Genomic DNA, 17,262 nt, shown 5'->3' on the forward strand with positions numbered 1-17,262 from the left:
TGACCGACGGTGGTCGGGTGGTGACGAGGTTCGTTCCGCCCGCCGCCGCACAGCGTCAGGAGGCATGATGCTCATCGACTGCGACGGGTGCGGGATCCGCGGCCGGGGTTGTTCCGACTGCCTGGTGACCGCCCTGCTCGACGTGGACTCGCCGGCGGCCCGGCTCGGCTCGGCCGAGCGGCGGGCCGTCGAGACGTTCGCGCTCGCCGGGTTCGAGGTGGAGGTGCTGGAGACGGAGACCCGGCCGGCGGGTCGCCGGCGCGCCGACCGCGACCGCCGGGTCGCCTGAGTCGACCCCGCCGCAGCCGCCGAGCCCCCGGTCGAGCACCGAGACCGGGCCCGCCCGGCGCGGACCATAGGATGGGCGCTCACGGCGGGGGGAGCGGCGGCATGACCGGGGGTACGGCGACACGACCCCGCCACGGTGCGCGGCAACCGGCGCGGGTGGCGCGTCCCCAGCACCGTGGGCGAGGACGGCGTGCGGCCGGGCAGTCGAGCCCGTCCAACGGGCAGTTGAGCCCGTCTACCGGGCACGCGCGCCCGCTGGGAGCGGGCCGGCCCGGAGCCGGCCCGTTCGGAGCCGGCGCATGAGCCCGCGCGGGTGGGCGGTGCTCGCCTTCGCCGGTCTGGTCGTCGCGCTGCTGCTGGCCGCCGCCCTGCTGATTCCGTGGGCCCGCCCGCCGGCGCCCCGGGCCGACCAGCTCGCCGCGCTGCGGGAGCTCCCGGCCGACCAGGTCGCCCGGGGACGGGCCTTCCACGCCGCGCTGCGCCCCGGTGGCTACGGTGCGCTGGCCGTGGGCCTGCTGGTGGCGCTGGCACTGGGGTTGACCCCGCTGGGCTCCCGCCTGGTCGAGGCCGTCGGCCGGCCGTTCGGCGACCACTGGGTGGCCCAGGCGGTGCTCGGCGGGCTCGCCGTGTCCCTCCTCGCCGACCTGCTCACCCTGCCGTTCGCCGCCTGGCGGCAGAGCGTGCTCACCCGCTACGGCCTGAGCACGCACGGCTGGGGCGGCTGGGTGGGCGACCTGCTCAGGTCGTACGCGGTCAGCGCGGTGATCGCCGCGATCGCGCTGCTCGGCTTCTACTCGGTGACCCGGCTCGCCCCGCGCTGGTGGTGGGCGTTCGGCGCGGCCGGCGCGGCCGGGCTGGTGGTGCTCCTCTCCTTCGTGCTGCCGGTGCTGGTCGAGCCGGTGTTCAACCGGTTCACCCCGATGGAGCCCGGCCCGCTGCGCACCGAGCTGACCAGCATGGCGGCCCGGGACGGGGTGCCGGTGCGCGACGTGCTGGTGGCGGACGCGTCGCGACGTACCCGGGCGGTCAACGCGTACGTCTCGGGGCTCGGGCCGACCCGCCGGGTGGTCGTCTACGACACCCTGCTGCGGGAGGCCACCCCGGCCGAGGTGACAAGCGTGGTGGCGCACGAGCTCGGGCACGCGAAGGACCGGGACGTCTGGACCGGCACCCTGCTCGGCGCGCTGGGCGCCGCGGCGGCCGTGGTCGGGCTCCACCTGCTCGGCTCCTGGTCGGCGCTGCTGCGGCAGGCCGGGGTCGACTCGGTCGCCGAGCCGCGCGCGTTTCCGTTGCTGCTCGCCCTGGTCACCGTGGTCGGACTGGTCGCCGGGCCGGTGCAGGCCCTGGTGTCCCGTCGGATCGAGGCCCGGGCCGACGCGCACGCGCTCGCCCTGACCGGCGACCCGGTGACCTTCGAGGCGATGCAGCGCCGGCTGGCCGGGGTCAACCTGGCCGACCCCGACCCGCCCCGCTGGGAACACCTGTGGTCGGCGTCCCACCCGTCCACCGTGGAGCGGATGGCCGCTGCCCGCGCCTACGCCAGGGAGACCGGTCGATGACCCGGACGCTGCTGATCACCAACGACTTCCCGCCGCGGCCCGGTGGCATCCAGTCCTTCGTGCACAACCTCGCCGTGCGGCAGCCGTCCGGCTCGGTGGTGGTCTACGCGTCGAGCTGGCGCGGAGCCGAGAAGTTCGACGCCGACCAGCCCTTCGAGGTGGTCCGGGAACGCACCCGCGTGCTGCTGCCCACCCCGCTGGTCGCCCGGCGGGCGGCGGAACTGGCCCGGTCGTACGACTGCGACACGGTGTGGTTCGGGGCGGCGGCGCCGCTGGGGCTGCTCGGGGGCGGGCTGCGCCGGCGGGCCGGGATCCGGCGGGTGGTGGCGCTGACCCACGGGCACGAGGTGGGTTGGGCGGCGCTGCCGGGCGCCCGGGGGCTGCTGCGCCGGATCGGCCGGAGCACCGACGTGGTCACCTTCCTCGGCGAGTACACCCGGGTGCGGCTGGCCCGGGCGCTGCACGGGGTGACGGACCTGGAGCGGTTGGCGCCGGGTGTGGACACCGACACCTACCATCCGTCGGTGGACGGCGACCCGGTCCGGGTGCGGCTGGGGCTGGCCGACCGCCCGGTGGTGGTGTGCGTGTCCCGGCTGGTGCCCCGCAAGGGCCAGGACATGCTGATCCGGGCCATGCCGGAGATCCGGCGCCGGGTGCCGGACGCGGCGCTGCTGGTGGTCGGCGGCGGGCCGTACCGGGCGACGCTTGCGAAGCTGGCCCGGCAGGTGGGCGTGGAGCGGGACGTGGTGTTCACCGGTTCGGTGCCCACCGCGGAGCTGCCGGCGCACTACGCGGCCGGTGACGTCTACGCGATGCCGTGCCGTACCCGCAACCGCGGCCTCGACGTCGAGGGGCTCGGCATCGTCTACCTGGAGGCGTCGGCCACCGGGCTGCCGGTGGTGGCCGGGGACTCCGGCGGCGCGCCGGACGCGGTCCGCGAGGGGGAGACCGGGTACGTGGTGCGGGGCCGGGACGTGGCCCAGCTCGCCGACCGGGTGTCCACCCTGCTCGCCGACCGGGACCTGGCCCGCCAGTTCGGCGCGGCCGGGCGGGCCTGGGTCGAGCGGGAGTGGCGCTGGGAGACCCAGGCCCAGCGGATGGCCACCCTGCTCGCAGGCTGAACCGGTCCCACCTTCCGCATCCGGTCACCTCCTTGATGCGCGGTCCGAGCCCGTCCGGTCCGAGCCCGTCCGGTCCGAGCCCGCCCGGTCCGAGCCGCCCAGGGTGCCGCTCTCCGGCTCCTGTGGAGCTGATGTCGCAAACGATTCAGGGCCACCGGGCCGGCCGCCCGGCGCATCGGCTCACGACGGCTGAGTCGTTCACGACATCAGCTCCAAAGGCGGCGCGAGGACGTCCCACTTCCGTCACGTCGGCCCGTCACGTCGGCCCGTCACGCCGGCCCGTCGGGGCACGACCGGCGGCCAGGGCCGGTCACCGGCTGGTCGGGGCCGGTCACCGCTGGCTGAGGGCCGGCTCGGCCAGGGGCGGGGGCGTGGGACGGGGCAACCGGCGGGACAGCCGGCCCGGTCACCAGGTGCATGCCCCCAGGTCGGGGGTCAGCGCCGGGACCAGCAGGCTACGCACCAGCAGCGTGTCGAGCAGGATGCCGACGGCCACGATGACGCCCATCTGCACCGACGGCACCAGCGGCAGCACCAGCAGCGCGCCGAAGGCCGCCGCCAGCACCAAGCTGCGGATGCCGCCGTCCCTCCGAGGAGAACCGGCGGGTGCTGGCCGTGCTGGCGTACCTCGACGGCGACGACGGCCGTCAGGTCCCGACGCGGGCCTGACCGCGGGCGGGGTCGCTCGGTCAGCGGCGGTGCCAGACCGCCACCTCGAACTCCAGGCTCGAGGAGCGGCTCCGCTGGTCGCGGATCCGCATCAGCTTCAGCCAGGCGACACTTCCGTCCCCGGTCGACAGGCAGAAGGCCGCACCGGGGGCGAGATCGCCCTTACTCACCCCAGCTCCCAGTGACTCGGTCTGGGTGAATCGGAGGCAGTCCTCGGCACTGCCGGGCCGAGTGGCCGGCCCTGAGCCCAGCACCACCCCCCGTCCCCGCTCAAGGTCGAAGTACGTGTACACCAGGTCTGCCCCGGGCGTGCCGGAGTCGTCCACCCAGGCCCGCGGCGGGCGACTGTCCAGGTCGGCTCGGGCCGCCGGGTCGAGACCCAGATTCGTCCCCGGCAGTACGAAGCGGTCGAGGTTCTCGGGCGGAAGGAACGCGCCACCGCCCGGGGAGGGTGCCGGAGCCGGTGCGGTGGCCTTGCCCGTTGTGGGGCTGGTGCCGACCGGCGTCAGTGTCGGGGCGAGGCGGACTGGCTCCCGATCGGCGGCGAGCAGGCTGGCCCAGTCGGGAATCATGGCCACGCACGCCACCACGAGTCCGAGCACGGCCAGGATCACCACCAGCGCGGGCCCTGCCCCCGGTGACCGGGGACCTGGAGGTGCCGGAGCCGGCCGGCCGCCGTGTGGGTACGACATCGAAGCGATTTTATGTGCGGGGCGCCACCCGCGCCGGCCGCCCCGAACTCAGCGGGCCGGTGTGCCCGACAGCGCGGGGGAGCGGGTCAGGTGCCGCGCGGCCGGACCGGGCCGGCCGAAGTGCCAGCCCTGCGCGGCGTCACAGCCGATCGCCCGCAGCCGGTCGGCCTGCTCGGCGGTCTCCACGCCCTCCGCGGTGACCGTGAGGTCCAGCGCGTGGGCCAGCGACACCAGCGAGGCGAGGATCCGCTCGTCGGTGCGGCTCGCCGGTTCCGGGGCGCGCAGGCCGGTGACGAACTCGCCGGCCACCTTCAACTCGGTCACCGGCAGCCCCCGCAGGTACGCCAGGTTGCAGTAGCCGGTGCCGAAGTCGTCGATGGCGATCCGCACGCCCAGGTCGGCCAGGACCCGCAGCGCGCGGACCGGCTCCTCGGCGGTGCTCATCATGGTGCTCTCGGTCAGCTCCAGCTGGAGCCGCTCCGGCGGCAGGCCGGTGCGCCGCAGCAGCCCGCGCACCTCGTCCACCAGGCCCGGTCGGCGGACCTGCTGCACGGCCAGGTTCACGCTGACGAACGGCGCCGGCGCGGACCCGTCGCCCCAGCCGGCCGCCTCCCGGCAGGCCTCGGCCAGCACCCAGCCGCCGAGCGGCACGATCAGCCCGGTCTCCTCGGCCAGCCCGATGAAGGCGTCCGGGCGCAGCAGCCCGCGTTGGGGGTGCCGCCAACGGACCAGCGCCTCCATGCCCAGGACGGCGCCGTCGCGCAGCGAGGTCAGCGGCTGGTAGTCCAGCAGGAACTCGCCGCGCTCCAGCGCCGCCGGGATGGCGGCGGAGAGCGCGTACCGGGCCAGTTCGCGTTCGTTGCGGTCGGCGTCGAAGACCGACCAGCGGGCCCCGCCGGCGGCCTTCGCCCAGTGCAGGGTGCTGCCGGCGGCGCGCATCAGCTCGCCGGGGGTGGTGCCGTCGACCGGCTGCTCCACGATGCCGATGCTCGCCGAGACGGTGAGCTCGTGTCCGGCGACGACCGCCGGCCGGCGGACGGCGGCCAGCGCCGTCTCGGCCACCCGGACCACGTCGTCGGCGCCGCCGCTGCGTTCGACCAGGATGACGAACTCGTCGCCGCCGAGCCGCGCCACCAGGTGTTCACCGACGGCCTGTCGCAGCCGCTCACCGACCGCGACCAGGAGCAGGTCGCCGATCTGGTGGCCGAGCGAGTCGTTGATCACCTTGAACCGGTCCAGGTCCAGGAAGCAGACGCCGACCCGGTCGGCCCCCCGACCCGCGATGGCCGCGGTGAGCCGCTCGGTGAGCAGGGCCCGGTTGGGCAGGCCGGTGAGCGGGTCGTGGTTGGCCTGGTGCCGGAACCGGGCCTCGCTGTCCCGCAGCGCCCGCTCGGCCTGCGCCCGAGCCACCATGGCGGCCCGCCGGATGGACTCCTGCTCGTCGAGGGTGCGGTCGCGCAACGCGCGGGCGTACCCGGTGGCGACGGTGGCCAGCAGCCGCGCCATCCGGTCCTCACCGTCGTCGGCGACCAGCCCGAGGTCGCGCAGCAGCCGCAGCTGGATCACCTCGACGGTACGGCCCAGCCCCTCGGCGGAGGCGATGTGCGCGGCCACCAACTCCGCGCCGACCTGCTGGCCGATGCGCTGGTCGAACGGCTCGGAGCGCAGCGCCTCGGCCAGCCGCCCGGTGAGCCGGTGCAGCAGCGCCTCCAACTGGGCCTGGGTCATCGGCAGGTAGCTGGTGCCCGAGACGGCCTTGGCCCAGGCCCGGGCGAACGCCCCCGGGCAGGACCTGTCGCTCTCCGGCCCGTCGGTCACGACAGCCGCCCCACGCCGCCCATGAACACCGCCCGCTCGGCGTCCTCGACGCTCTCCGGCGACTCCGGCCGCCACTGCGGCACCCAGACCACCCCGGGCTCGACCAGGTCGAAGCCGTCGAAGAGGTCGACCAGATCGCGTCGGCCGCGGAACCAGAGCTGGCTGTCGGTGCGCCGGTAGACCCGCTCGGCCTCGGCCCGCTCGCCGGTGCCGTCCCGGCCGTCGTCGCTGGCCTGGGAGAGGACCAGGTGGCTGCCGGGGGCCAACGCGTCCCGCAGGGTACGCAGGACCTCCGCCGGCCGGTCCTCCGGCGCGACGAAGTGCAGCACCGCCACGATCATCACGGCGACCGGCTCGGAGAAGTCGAGCAGCCGGGTGACCTCCGGGTGGGCCAGGATCGCCGCCGGCCGGCGCAGGTCCTCCTGGATCACGGTGGCCCCGTCGTTGCCGGCGAGGATCTCCCGGCTGTGCGCCACCGCCACCGGGTCGACGTCGACGTAGACCACCCGGGAGTCCGGGGCGACCCGCTGGGCGATCTCGTGCACGTTGCCGACGGTGGGGATGCCCGAGCCGATGTCGAGGAACTGCCGGACTCCCGACTCGGCCAGGTACTGCACCACCCGGCGGAGGAACGCCCGGTTGGCCTGGGCCATCAGCGGGGCCTCCGGCACGGCCGCCATCATCGCCCGGGCGGCGGCCCGGTCCGGGGCGAAGTTGTGCGAGCCGCCGAGGTAGTAGTCGTACATGCGGGCCGCGCTGGGGCGTTCGATGTCGATGGTGTCGGGTGCCCAGTCCGGCCGCTGCATGCCTGACCCCTTTTGGTTGGACAACGCGGGAAATGGTCGGCCCTGCGGGCCACCGGCGTATTGTGCCCCTCCCGGCCCCGGCTGAGAAGAGCCGGGGCCGTCCCGCCCGGCCGACCAGGGGCGATCGACCCGCGTACGCGCGAGAGGCCCGCGCCCGCCCGGTCACCCGGGCGGAACGCGGACCTCTCGGTCGGCGCGGTGGATCAGAACTTCGGGGCGTCCGGCGCCTCGAGCAGACCGAGCCGCAGCGCGGTCATCAGGGCCTGGGCCCGGTTGGCGGCGCCGAGCTTCTCGTAGAGCTTCGAGATGTGCGTCTTCGCGGTGGACTCGCTGACGAAGAGCTGCTTGGCGATGCCGGCCACGCTCATGCCGTCGGCGAGCAGCCGCAGCACCTGGCCCTCGCGCGGGGAGAGCTGCGGGCCGGACGGGGCCAGCCGGCGCTTCATCGCCTCGGCCAGGTCGGCGGCGGTGAACGCGCTGGGGGAGGAGGCGGCGTGCCGGGCTGCGGCGACCACCTCGTCGGCCGGCGCGGTCTTCGGCACGAACGCGCTCGCCCCGGCCTCCAGGGCGCCGAAGAGCTGGTCGTCGCCGGCATACATGGTCAGCACCACGATGCCCATGGTGGCGCTGGACTTGCGCAGCGCGCGGGTGGCCTCCAGGCCGCTTCCGTCGGGCAGGCGCAGGTCCATGATCACCACGTCGGGCTGGAGCGCACCGGCCTGCCGTACGCCCTCCGCAGCGGTGGCCGCCTCGCCGACGACCTCGAACTGCCGGTCCCGCTCGAAGGCGTGCCGCAGCCCCTTGCGGATGAGGTCGTGATCGTCGACAAGGAGGACCTTGGTACGGGTCGCCGGTGTCGGGCTAGTGGTCATCCTCGGGTTACTCCCCTTCTGCTGCTGCCGCGCTGCCGCGCACCTTATCGCGCCGGGGCGAGGAGCCGACCACCACGGCCACCGTCGTGCCGCTGGGTTGCCGCGGCCTGATCTCCAACCGGCCCCGGATACGTTCCGCCCTCTCCGCCATGATCGCAAGACCATAGTGCCCGTCCGGGCGCTGGTCACCGATGCCGTGACCGTCATCCGACACTTCGATCTGCGCGTACGGGGGGTCCACCTCACAGGTGACCCAGAGGTTCGACGCGCCGGCGTGCTTGCGGGCGTTGGTCACCGCCTCCTGGGCGATGCGCAGCAGCTCCGCCTCCGTGGCGGCGGGCAGCCGCGCGGTCGACTCGTCCAGCGACAGGTGCACCCGCAGCCCGCCGGAGGCGCCGACGGTGCGCGCGTACTCGGCGATGGCGGCGGCCAGCCCGCCGTGCCGGTCCACCTCGCTGCGCAGCTCGAACAGGCTCAGCCGCAGTTCCTGGATCACCCGGGTGACCTCCTGGCGCAGCAGCCGCAGCGCCTCGGCGGTCTCCTTCGGGTCCTCGTCGACGTACGCCAGCGCGTTGTCGATGCCGTAGCCGACCATCACCAGCTCCTGGGCGACCCCGTCGTGGATCTCCCGGGCCAGCCGCTGCCGCTCCTCGTTGGTGGCCAGCGAGCGCACCTCGTCGAAGAGCAGCGCCGCCTCCAGCCGCAGCGCCGCCGGGCCGGTCAGCGCGGTCACCCGGGACATCACCGGCGCCGGGTACGCCTGCGCGGTGTCCGACTCCAGCACCACCAGGCCGACCGTCCGCACCCCGGCCACCAGCGGCACGATCAGCGCCGAGACGTCCCCACCGCGGTGCGAGCGGGCCTGCGAGCGGGCCGAGGTGTGCGGCTGCTGGCTGGCCCAGGCGTCGGCGATGGCCGAGTCGGCGTCCAGCGTGGTCTCCCAGTCGACCCGGTCGGCGCCGATCTGGGCGAGCACCACCAGCCGGCCGCCGCCGCTGGCCGACAGCACCGCGCCCCGGTCGGTGGGGGCGGCCAGCCGCAACTCCTCCAGCAGGTGCTCGGAGATGCCGCCCGGGTCCAGGGTGGCGCCGGGCAGCTGCCGGGCGACCGTGCGCAGCTGGGTCAGCAGCCGGGTCGCCTCGGCGTACGGCTGGGGCTTGCCCTCGCCACGGACCCGCATCACCTGGTGCAGGCTGGCCGCCGCGTAGAGGCCGAGGCCGGCCAGGACCAGCCACTGCGCGCAGACCGCCAGGTAGCCGGGCTGGGCCAGCTGACGGCCGCCGTCGACGCGGGTGAGCGCGCCGCTGACCAGCAGGGTCAGCGCGGTGACCGCGAGCAGGCCGGCGCCCTCCCGGAAGTGCCGGCGCAGGGCGGTGACCGTCACCGGCACGGCCAGGTAGGGCAGCACGGCGGAGGCGCCGAGCCCCTCGACCGGGCCGCCGATGTCGGCGACGGCGGCGACCTGGCTGGCGGCCAGCCCGAGGACCACCACCTCGGCGACCCGGCTGAGCGGGCCGAGCAGCCGGTGCTGGGGGGCCAGCAGGGCGGGCAGCCCGGCGACCGCGAGCAGGGCGATCCACCAGAGCTGGGCGGGGTCGCGGGTGGCGACGTAGGTCAGCAGGGCGACCAGGGCGAGCATCACCAGCCGCGAGACCGCGGCGAGGGGATGGGTCAGGGGTCGGCTGGGTGTCGAGGCGGGCACGTGACGGATCGTAGTCAGCCGCGGTAGATGTCGGCGATCTCCGCCGCGTACGTCTTGTGCACGACCTGCCGCTTGACCTTCAGCGACGGGGTCAGCTCGCCCGTGGCCTCGGTGAAGTCGTGCGGGAGGATCCGGAACACCTTGATCGCCTCGGCCTTGGACACCGACTGGTTGGCCTGGTCGACCGCGCCCTGGATCTCGGCCCGCAGCGCCTCGTCGTCGCGCAGCTCGGCCGCGGTGACGGTCTCCGGCCGGCCGTGCGCGGCCAGCCACTTCGGCAGCGCCTCCTCGTCGACGGTGACCAGCGCGGCGATGAACGGCTGCCGGTCGCCGACCACCAGGCACTGGCTGACCAGCGGGTGCGCCCGCACCTGGTCCTCCAGCACGGCCGGGGCGACGTTCTTGCCGCCGGCCGTCACGATGATCTCCTTCTTGCGCCCGGTGATGCTGAGGTAGCCGTCGTCGTCGAGCTGCCCCAGGTCGCCGGTGCGGAACCAGCCGGCGTCCAGCGCCTCGGCGGTGGCGGACTCGTTGTTCCAGTACCCCTCGAAGACCAGGTCGCCGGAGATCAGGATCTCGCCGTCGTCGGCGATCCGCACGGTCACCCCGGGCAGCGGCCGGCCGACCGTGCCGACCTTGGTGCCGGTGGGCAGGTTCGCCGCGGCGGCCGGGGAGGTCTCGGTCAGGCCGTACCCCTCGCAGATGGTCACGCCGATGCCGCGGAAGAAGTGCCCGAGCCGGGCGCCGAGCGGGGCGCCACCGGAGATCGCGTCCCGGCACCGGCCGCCGAGGGCGGCGCGCAGCTTGCGGTAGACCAGCTTGTCGAAGAGGGCGTGCTGGGCGCGCAGGCCCAGGCCCGGTCCGTCGGCGGTCTCCAGCGCCTCGCTGTACGCGATCGCCACCTTCTCGGCCCGGTCGAAGATCCGGCCCTTGCCGTCCGCCTCGGCCTTCTGCCGGGCGCCGTTGTAGACCTTCTCGAAGACCCGGGGCACGGAGAGCACGAAGGTCGGCTTGAACTCTTGGAGCTCGCCGACCAGGTCCTTGGTGTCCGCGCAGTGCCGCATGGTGGCCCGGGCCTGCACCACGCCGATCTGGATGAGCCGGGCGAAGGCGTGCGCCAGCGGCAGGAAGAGCAGCGTCGACGCGCCGGGGCTGAACAGGTTGGGCAGCACCGGCACCGCGTTGGCGATGTCGGCGTACATGTTGCGGTGGGTCAGCACGCAGCCCTTGGGCCGGCCGGTGGTGCCGCTGGTGTAGATGATCGTGGCGACGTCACCGGCCCGGACGCTGGTGCGGCGTACCTCGATGTCGGCCTGGTCGACCGAGCCGCCGGCGGCGACCAGCTCGTCCACGGCGCCCAGGTCGATCTGCCAGACGTGGCGCAGCTCGGGCAGCCGGTCGCGGACGCCGGCCACCAGCGTGGCGTGCGCGGTGGTCTCGACGGCCACGGCGGTGGCGCCGGAGTCGGCCAGGATCCAGGCGGCCTGCTCGGCGCTGGAGGTCTCGTAGATCGGCACGGTCACCGCGCCGGCCGCCCAGATGGCGTAGTCGAGCAGCGTCCACTCGTAGCGGGTGCGGCTCATCAGCGCGACCCGGTCACCGGCGCCGATGCCGGCGGCGACCAGCCCGCGGGCCACCGCCACCACCTCGTCGCGGAACTGCCGGCACGTCACGTCCACCCAGCCCGTGCCCGCCTCGCCGGTGCGGACCGGGCGGACGAACTGCACCGCGTCCGGCGCGGCCTCGGCGTTGTCCCAGACCGGGTCGGTCAGGTTTGCCGCGTCGCCGACGGTGACGATCGGCGGAACGGAGAACTCGCGCACCTGCACTCCCTCGTGCTCGCACTGGCCGGGCCGGCCGCTGGGTCGGCTCTGTCGAAACCTACCCGTCCGCTCCGGCGGCGCCGACAGCCAGGTTGCCCGCCCGACTGCTGGGACACACCCGCGTCCGGGGGTGGAGCGGGGCGGGCGCGCCCGGCGCCGGGTAGCCTCCCCCCATGGCGGACACCTCCACCCAGTCGATCGTCATCGGCGCGCCACCGGAGCGGGTGGCGGCGGTCATCTGCGACTTCCCGAGCTACCCCGAGTGGACCGAGGCGGTTCGCGGCACCGAGGTGGTCGAGGAGTACGAGGACGGCTATGCCAGCCAGGTCCGGTTCACCATCGACGCGGGCGTGATGGCCGACGAGTACGTCCTGGCCTACGAGTACGCCGAGGACCTGTCCCGCATCGAGTGGCACCTGGTCGCGCCGTCGAAGATGCAGCGCTCCCAGCGCGGGTCGTACGACCTGGTGGGCAACCCGGACGGCAGCACCACGGTGACCTACACCCTCGAGGTGGAGCTGGCCGTGGGGATGCTCGGGATGTTTCGGCGCAAGGCCGAGAAGATGATCATGGATACCGCGTTGAAGCAGCTCAAGCGCCGGGTAGAGACACCCGGTGCGGCACACTGACCCGACCACCGGCGGCCCGGTCGCCACGGTAGAGGAGCCGACGATGGCAGGTACGGAGCCGGGTTCGGCCCGGGAAGAGGCGGAGCGTCTGGTCGCCGCGCTGCTGGCCACCACGCGGCTGGCCGCCGCGGCGGGGCCGGCCGGGGGCGCCTGGGGTCCGCTCGGTGGGATCCTCTCGGGTGTGCTCGGTCACACCGGTGACCGGTTCTCCGCCGGGAGCGGCGCTCCGCGCCCCGGGCGCGAGGGTGGGGGTGGTTTCGCCACCGGCACCCCCGAATGCTGCATCTGCCCCGTCTGTCGCGGTATCGCCGCGTTGCGCGACCCTGATCCGGAATTCGCCGAGCGGCTCGCCACCGGCGCGGGTGATCTGGCCGCCGGGGTGGCCAGCCTGTTGCGCGCCTTCGCCCCGACGGGCGCCGAGCCGGGCACCACCCGTGCCGCCGCGCCCACCGCCGGTGACCACGCCGGGGCGGCCGGGTCGGACCCGACGCCCCGGGCGGGAGGCCCCGGCGGGGACCACGTGTGGCGCGAGGCCACCCGGACCGGGCATGATTCTCAGCCGGCACCCGAGCAGGACGTGTGGTCGGCCGCCACCCGGGGGGAGGGCGCGGCCGATCCGGGTGCCGAGGACGGCTCCGGGTCGCGGCGTGGCGTCAGCCCCGCCGAGCCGGAGTTGTCGCAGCCCGCCGATGGTGCCGGGCCGGACGCGCCGGGAACGATCCGGTCGCCGGCCGGCCGTCCCGTGGTGCCCGCGTCGCGGGCCTCCGGAGAGGTGGGCGGGGACGCAGCAGGCGACGGGGCCTGACCACCTGACATCCCGGGCATCGCACGGCCGGTTCGGCCGATGCCGGGCAGCACAGCAGAGGGGAGTGGCAGCGGTGACGCTGACCATCGGAGTCGACGTCGGTGGCACGAAGGTGGCCGGCGGTGTCGTTGACGACGCCGGCAAGGTTCTCGTGCAGGTCCGGCGGGACACCCCCGCGGATGACGTCGGAAAGACCCGCGACGTCATCATCGAGGTCGTCACCGAGCTGGCCGCCGGGCACACCGTCGACGCGGTCGGCATCGGCGCCGCCGGCTGGATCGACGCCGGCCGCTCCACCGTGCTGTTCGCGCCGAACCTGGCCTGGCGGGACGAGCCGCTGCGCGACTACGTCAGCGCCGCCGTCGGCAAGCCGGTGATCGTCGAGAACGACGGCAACGTGGCGGCCTGGGCCGAGTTCCGGCACGGCGCGGCCCGGGAGGCCGACGACTCGATGGTCATGTTCACCATCGGCACCGGCGTCGGCGGCGGGATCGTGCTCGGCGGCGAGCTGGTCCGCGGCGCCAACGGCATCGCCGCCGAGCTGGGACACATGCTCACCGTCCCGGACGGCCACCAGTGCGGCTGCGGCCGGCTCGGCTGCATCGAGCAGTACGCCAGCGGCAGCGCGCTGGTCCGGTTCGCCCGGGCCGCCGCCCGGCAGGAGCCGCACCGGGCCACCGCCCTGCTGGAACTGGCCGGCGGCGAGGCCGACGCGGTCACCGGGCCGATGGTGACCGCCGCAGCCCAGGGCGGCGATCCGGTCTCCGCCGAGGCGTTCGCCCAGGTCGGTCGCTGGCTCGGCACCAGCCTGGCCGACATGGCGCAGATCCTGGACCCGCAGGTGCTGGTCGTCGGCGGTGGCGTGGTCGAGGCCGGTGACCTGCTGATGGGCCCGACCCGCCGGTCGTACCGGGACGCGCTCGCCCAGCGCAGCCGGCTGCCGGTCGCCGAGATCCGCCCGGCCGAGCTGGGCAACAGCGCCGGCGTGATCGGCGCCGCCGACCTGGCCCGCCGGATCTGAGGCGGGCGGGGTGACGGCTGACCGGGGCGTGCCGCTGCGCGTCGTGTCGTACAACATCCACACGCAGCGCGACGACGCCGCCGCGCTGGCGGCCGTGGTCCGCGCGGCCGAACCGGACGTGGTGATCGTCCAGGAGGGCCCCCGCCGGTTCCGGTGGCGGCAGAAGTCCGCCACGCTGGCCGAGTCGTTCGGCATGGTGGTCGCCGCCGGCGGGCTGCCCGCGCTGGGCAACCTGCTGCTGACCAGCCTGCGGGTGCGGGTGACCGCGACCCGGTGCCAGCGCTTCCCGCTCACCCCGGGGCGGCACCTGCGCGGCGCGGCGTACGCCGAGTGCCGGGTCGGCGGCGCCCGGTTCCTGCTGGCCGGCTCGCACCTGTCCACCGACCCGGCGGAGCGGCCCGGGCAGGCGGCGGCGTTCAAGCGGGAGCTGTCGGCCGCCACCCTGCCGGTGGTGGCCGGGGCGGATCTCAACGAGGGGCCGGACGGCCCGGCCTGGCGCGGCGTGGCCGAGGGGCTGACCGACACCGCCGTGGCGATGGACCGGGCGGACCGGCACACCTACTCGTGCGCGGACCCGCGCCGCCGGATCGACGCGCTCTTCGTCGACCCGCGGATCACCGTGGTCGACTACGACGTGGTGGACACCCCGCAGACCCGCCGGGCCAGCGACCACTTCCCGATCCTGGTCGACCTGCTGCTGCCCGCCACCTGACCCTCCTCGGCGGTCGCCGATCGCCCATCGCCGATCGCTCATCGCCGGTCGGCGGAGGGCGGGCGGCAGTCCGCGGGTCGGCCCGGCGGCCGGGGCCGGCGGTGACCGTCGATGACGACCGACGACCAAGGTGACCGACGGTGACCTGCCGTGACCTGAGGCGTCCGGACGGCTCCGTCCCCGCCGGCCTTTGCTCTGCTGCCTCCGACGCATCAGTCGCGGAACGTCACCGGCGTGGCGGCGGTCGTGCCGCCGACCGGGTGACCGACCCCAGGTCATCGCGGTGGTGCGTCGGGGGCAGCAGAGCAAAGCGGCGGCCGGGACAATGCCGCGGCGGCGGGGCGGGCCTACGGAGAGCGACCGACCGGCCGGTCACCCAGCGCCACGGAGGCCGCACCCGCACCGCGCCGTCGCGTCGGGGTGGCTGGACAACGGCGGGCATTCTCGGCAGGATTTCGCACCGACCCGGCCCGCGTGCCGCACAAAGGAGATGTCCCCCGGTGCCCTCCTCCACCGACCCCGGCCGCCCCGATCCGGACCCGACGGTCGCCCCGACCCGGGACGGCCGCCCGGTCTCCGACCGCGGCGACACCGTCTGCGTGATCGGGGCCGGCGCGAGCGGCCTGACCGCGGTCAAGAACCTTCGCGAGCACGGTTTCGGCGTCGACTGCTACGAGCGGGAGACCGGCGTCGGCGGCGCGTGGAACTGGCGGCACGACCGCAGCCCGGTGTACGCCAGCACGCACCTGATCTCGTCCCGGCCGTTCACCCAGTTCCCCGACTTCCCGATGCCGGACTCCTGGCCGGACTACCCGCACCACAGCCAGCTGCTCTCCTACTTCGAGCGGTACGCCGACCACTTCGACCTGCGCCAGCACATCTGGTTCGGCACCGAGGTGGTCCGGGTCGAGCCGGTCGAGGGTGACCGCTGGGACGTCACCACCCGCAGCACCGGCGGGTACGGCCCGGAACGCACCTCTCGGTACGCCGCCGTGGTGGTCGCCAACGGGCACAACTGGTCGCCGAAGCTGCCCCGCTACGAGGGCATGGAGGGGTTCCGGGGCGAGGTCATGCACGCCTCGTCCTACAAGGACCCGGCCCAGCTGCGCGGCAAGCGGGTGCTGGTGGTCGGCGCCGGCAACACCGGCTGCGACATCGCCGTCGAGGCGGCGCAGCAGGCGTCGCACTGCTGGCACTCCACCCGGCGCGGCTACTGGTACGCCCCGAAGTACGTCCTCGGCCGCCCGGCCGACCAGGTCAACGACACCCTGCTGGCGCTGCGGGTGCCGTTGCGGGTACGCCAGTGGCTCTACCACTGGACGCTGCGGCTGACCGTCGGCGACCTGACCCGGTTCGGCCTGCCGAAGCCCGACCACCGGGTGTACGAGACCCACCCGATCGCCAACAGCCAGCTGGTCTACTACGTCGGCCACGGCGAGATCACCCCGGTGCCGGAGATCGCCCGGTTCCACGACCGGACGGTGGAGCTGGCCGACGGCCGCTCGATCGACCCGGAGCTGGTCGTCTTCGCCACCGGCTACCTGCCGCGCTTCGAGTTCCTCGACCCGGCGCTGCTCGGCGACGAGGGCGGTCAGGGGCGGCCCCGGCTCTGGCTCAACGCGTTCGCGCCCGGCCACCCGACCCTCGCGGTGGCCGGCCTGGTGCAGCCCGACTCGGGGATCTTCACTCTGTCGCACTGGCAGACGGTGCTCTTCGCCCGGCTGCTGCGCGCACGGGCGGCCCGCCCGGAGCGGGCCGCCGCCTTCGCCCAGCGGGTCACCGCCCGGGCCGGGGAGCGCTACTCGGGCGCGGTCAAGGACAGCAGCCGGCACTGGTTCGAGGTCGGTCACGCCGACTACCTGCGTGCCGTCGAGCGCGCCCTGCACGAGCTGGAGGGTGGTAAATGACGGATCGGGTGATGCGGGCGCGGGAGTGGGCCCGCCCCGTGCGGCCGGCCCGCCGGGAGGTGCTCGGCTCGGTCCCGCAGCTGGAGCAGGGCCGGCCGCCGCTGCTGTTCGTGCCGGGCTTCGGGCACGGCGCGTGGGCGTTCGCCGAACACTGGCTGGAGCACGCCGCCGGCCGGGGTTTCCCCGCGTACGCGCTGAGCCTGCGCGGCCACGGCGGCAGCGAGCCGGCGCCGGAGGCGACGCTGCGGGCGTACGCCCATGACGTGGTCCAGGTGGCGGCGGAGCTGCCGCGGCGGGCGGTGCTGGTGGGGCACGGCGCCGGCGCCCTGGTGGTGGGGCACGCGCTGGCGCGGTACCCGGCCCGGGCGGCGGTGCTGGTGGCGCCGGTCCTGGGCGGCTGGTCGACCCTCGGCGCGGCGCTGCGCCGCAACCCGGCCGGCACGCTGCCGGCGGCGTTCGGCGGTGGCCTGCGGTTGACGCCGCGGCAGCTGTTCAGTCGGGAACTGCCGGACGCCGACGCCCGGCGGTACGCCGACCGGCTGGGCCGGGCCGGCCGGCGGGCCCAGTGGGCGCTGCTGAACCCGGACCAGCCGGAGGCGGCGGTCGGCCGGCCGCCGGTGCTGGTGCTGGGCAGCCCGGACGACCAGGTGGTCCCGCTGTCGGCGCTGAACCGGGCGGCCCGCCGGTACGACTCGGCGCCGCTGCTCTTCCCCGGCATGGGCCACGACCTGATGCTGGACGCCCGGTGGCGGGAGCCGATCGACGCGCTGCTGGACTGGCTGGACAAGGAGCCGGCGACCCGCCCCGGCGCCTGACCGGGAGGGTCGCCGTACGATGC

The 17,262-nt window shown here is 75.1% G+C and carries 15 protein-coding genes and 1 pseudogene; 9 read left to right on the forward strand and 7 right to left on the reverse strand.

Translation table 11 applies throughout. From position 1 onward, the window contains the following. Positions 1-64: 64 nt before the first annotated feature. The 3 genes from GA0070564_RS23570 to GA0070564_RS23580 all read left to right on the forward strand — a co-directional run bounded on the left by GA0070564_RS23570 (position 65) and on the right by GA0070564_RS23580 (position 2,968). Positions 65-289, forward strand: a complete 225-nt coding sequence (locus tag GA0070564_RS23570) for a hypothetical protein (RefSeq protein WP_425412526.1) — start codon at positions 65-67, stop codon at positions 287-289. Positions 290-587: 298 nt separating this feature from the next. Continuing rightward, on the forward strand, positions 588-1,847 hold the full coding sequence (locus GA0070564_RS23575) for a M48 family metallopeptidase (protein ID WP_091612952.1): 1,260 nt from the start codon (positions 588-590) through the stop codon (positions 1,845-1,847). Then, positions 1,844-2,968 (forward strand): glycosyltransferase family 4 protein, encoded by a 1,125-nt coding sequence (locus GA0070564_RS23580; protein ID WP_091612955.1) that lies wholly within the window; start codon positions 1,844-1,846, stop codon positions 2,966-2,968. Before GA0070564_RS23575 ends, GA0070564_RS23580 begins: the two co-directional genes overlap by 4 nt. Before the next feature lie 406 nt (positions 2,969-3,374). Here GA0070564_RS23580 and GA0070564_RS29020 read toward each other — a convergent pair. The 7 genes and pseudogenes from GA0070564_RS29020 to GA0070564_RS23610 form a co-directional block, all read right to left on the reverse strand. Then, a pseudogene (locus GA0070564_RS29020) lies at positions 3,375-3,536 on the reverse strand (MMPL family transporter); the annotation flags it as partial. A gap of 121 nt (positions 3,537-3,657) precedes the next feature. Next, complete coding sequence (locus GA0070564_RS23585) at positions 3,658-4,215, reverse strand: hypothetical protein (protein ID WP_218104990.1); 558 nt, start codon at positions 4,213-4,215, stop codon at positions 3,658-3,660. Positions 4,216-4,377: 162 nt separating this feature from the next. Beyond that, positions 4,378-6,057 carry a putative bifunctional diguanylate cyclase/phosphodiesterase gene (locus tag GA0070564_RS23590; protein ID WP_091613611.1) on the reverse strand — a complete coding sequence of 560 codons (1,680 nt, stop codon included), beginning with the start codon at positions 6,055-6,057 and terminating at the stop codon, positions 4,378-4,380. Positions 6,058-6,143: 86 nt separating this feature from the next. Continuing rightward, the gene (locus GA0070564_RS23595; protein WP_091612963.1) at positions 6,144-6,953 is read right to left on the reverse strand and encodes an SAM-dependent methyltransferase; all 810 of its coding nucleotides are present in this window, start codon (positions 6,951-6,953) and stop codon (positions 6,144-6,146) included. Between the two features lie 203 nt (positions 6,954-7,156). Next, the gene (locus GA0070564_RS23600; protein ID WP_088972416.1) at positions 7,157-7,825 is read right to left on the reverse strand and encodes a response regulator transcription factor; all 669 of its coding nucleotides are present in this window, start codon (positions 7,823-7,825) and stop codon (positions 7,157-7,159) included. Between the two features lie 7 nt (positions 7,826-7,832). Further along, positions 7,833-9,527, reverse strand: a complete 1,695-nt coding sequence (locus tag GA0070564_RS23605; RefSeq protein ID WP_091612966.1) for a sensor histidine kinase — start codon at positions 9,525-9,527, stop codon at positions 7,833-7,835. 14 nt (positions 9,528-9,541) lie between these two features. After that, the gene (locus tag GA0070564_RS23610) at positions 9,542-11,350 is read right to left on the reverse strand and encodes an AMP-dependent synthetase/ligase (protein ID WP_091613615.1); all 1,809 of its coding nucleotides are present in this window, start codon (positions 11,348-11,350) and stop codon (positions 9,542-9,544) included. A 173-nt stretch (positions 11,351-11,523) separates the two neighbouring features. Here GA0070564_RS23610 and GA0070564_RS23615 point away from each other — a divergent pair, with 173 nt between their 5' ends. The 6 genes from GA0070564_RS23615 (at position 11,524) to GA0070564_RS23640 (ending at position 17,239) form a co-directional block, all read left to right on the forward strand. Next, positions 11,524-11,979, forward strand: coding sequence for an SRPBCC family protein (locus tag GA0070564_RS23615; RefSeq protein ID WP_091612970.1), 456 nt, complete (start codon positions 11,524-11,526; stop codon positions 11,977-11,979). A gap of 43 nt (positions 11,980-12,022) precedes the next feature. After that, on the forward strand, positions 12,023-12,784 hold the full coding sequence (locus GA0070564_RS23620; RefSeq protein WP_091613619.1) for a hypothetical protein: 762 nt from the start codon (positions 12,023-12,025) through the stop codon (positions 12,782-12,784). A gap of 64 nt (positions 12,785-12,848) precedes the next feature. Then, a complete protein-coding gene (locus tag GA0070564_RS23625) occupies positions 12,849-13,805 on the forward strand; it encodes an ROK family glucokinase (protein WP_176730810.1) in 957 nt (318 codons plus the stop codon). A gap of 10 nt (positions 13,806-13,815) precedes the next feature. Further along, the gene (locus GA0070564_RS23630) at positions 13,816-14,517 is read left to right on the forward strand and encodes an endonuclease/exonuclease/phosphatase family protein (protein ID WP_091612977.1); all 702 of its coding nucleotides are present in this window, start codon (positions 13,816-13,818) and stop codon (positions 14,515-14,517) included. Positions 14,518-15,017: 500 nt separating this feature from the next. Then, the gene (locus GA0070564_RS23635) at positions 15,018-16,424 is read left to right on the forward strand and encodes a flavin-containing monooxygenase (protein ID WP_091612982.1); all 1,407 of its coding nucleotides are present in this window, start codon (positions 15,018-15,020) and stop codon (positions 16,422-16,424) included. After that, a complete protein-coding gene (locus GA0070564_RS23640) occupies positions 16,421-17,239 on the forward strand; it encodes an alpha/beta hydrolase (RefSeq protein WP_091612986.1) in 819 nt (272 codons plus the stop codon). The genes GA0070564_RS23635 and GA0070564_RS23640 overlap by 4 nt, the downstream gene beginning before the upstream one ends. Positions 17,240-17,262: the final 23 nt, after the last annotated feature.

Source organism: Micromonospora mirobrigensis (genome assembly GCF_900091555.1).
GTDB lineage: Bacteria > Actinomycetota > Actinomycetes > Mycobacteriales > Micromonosporaceae > Micromonospora > Micromonospora mirobrigensis.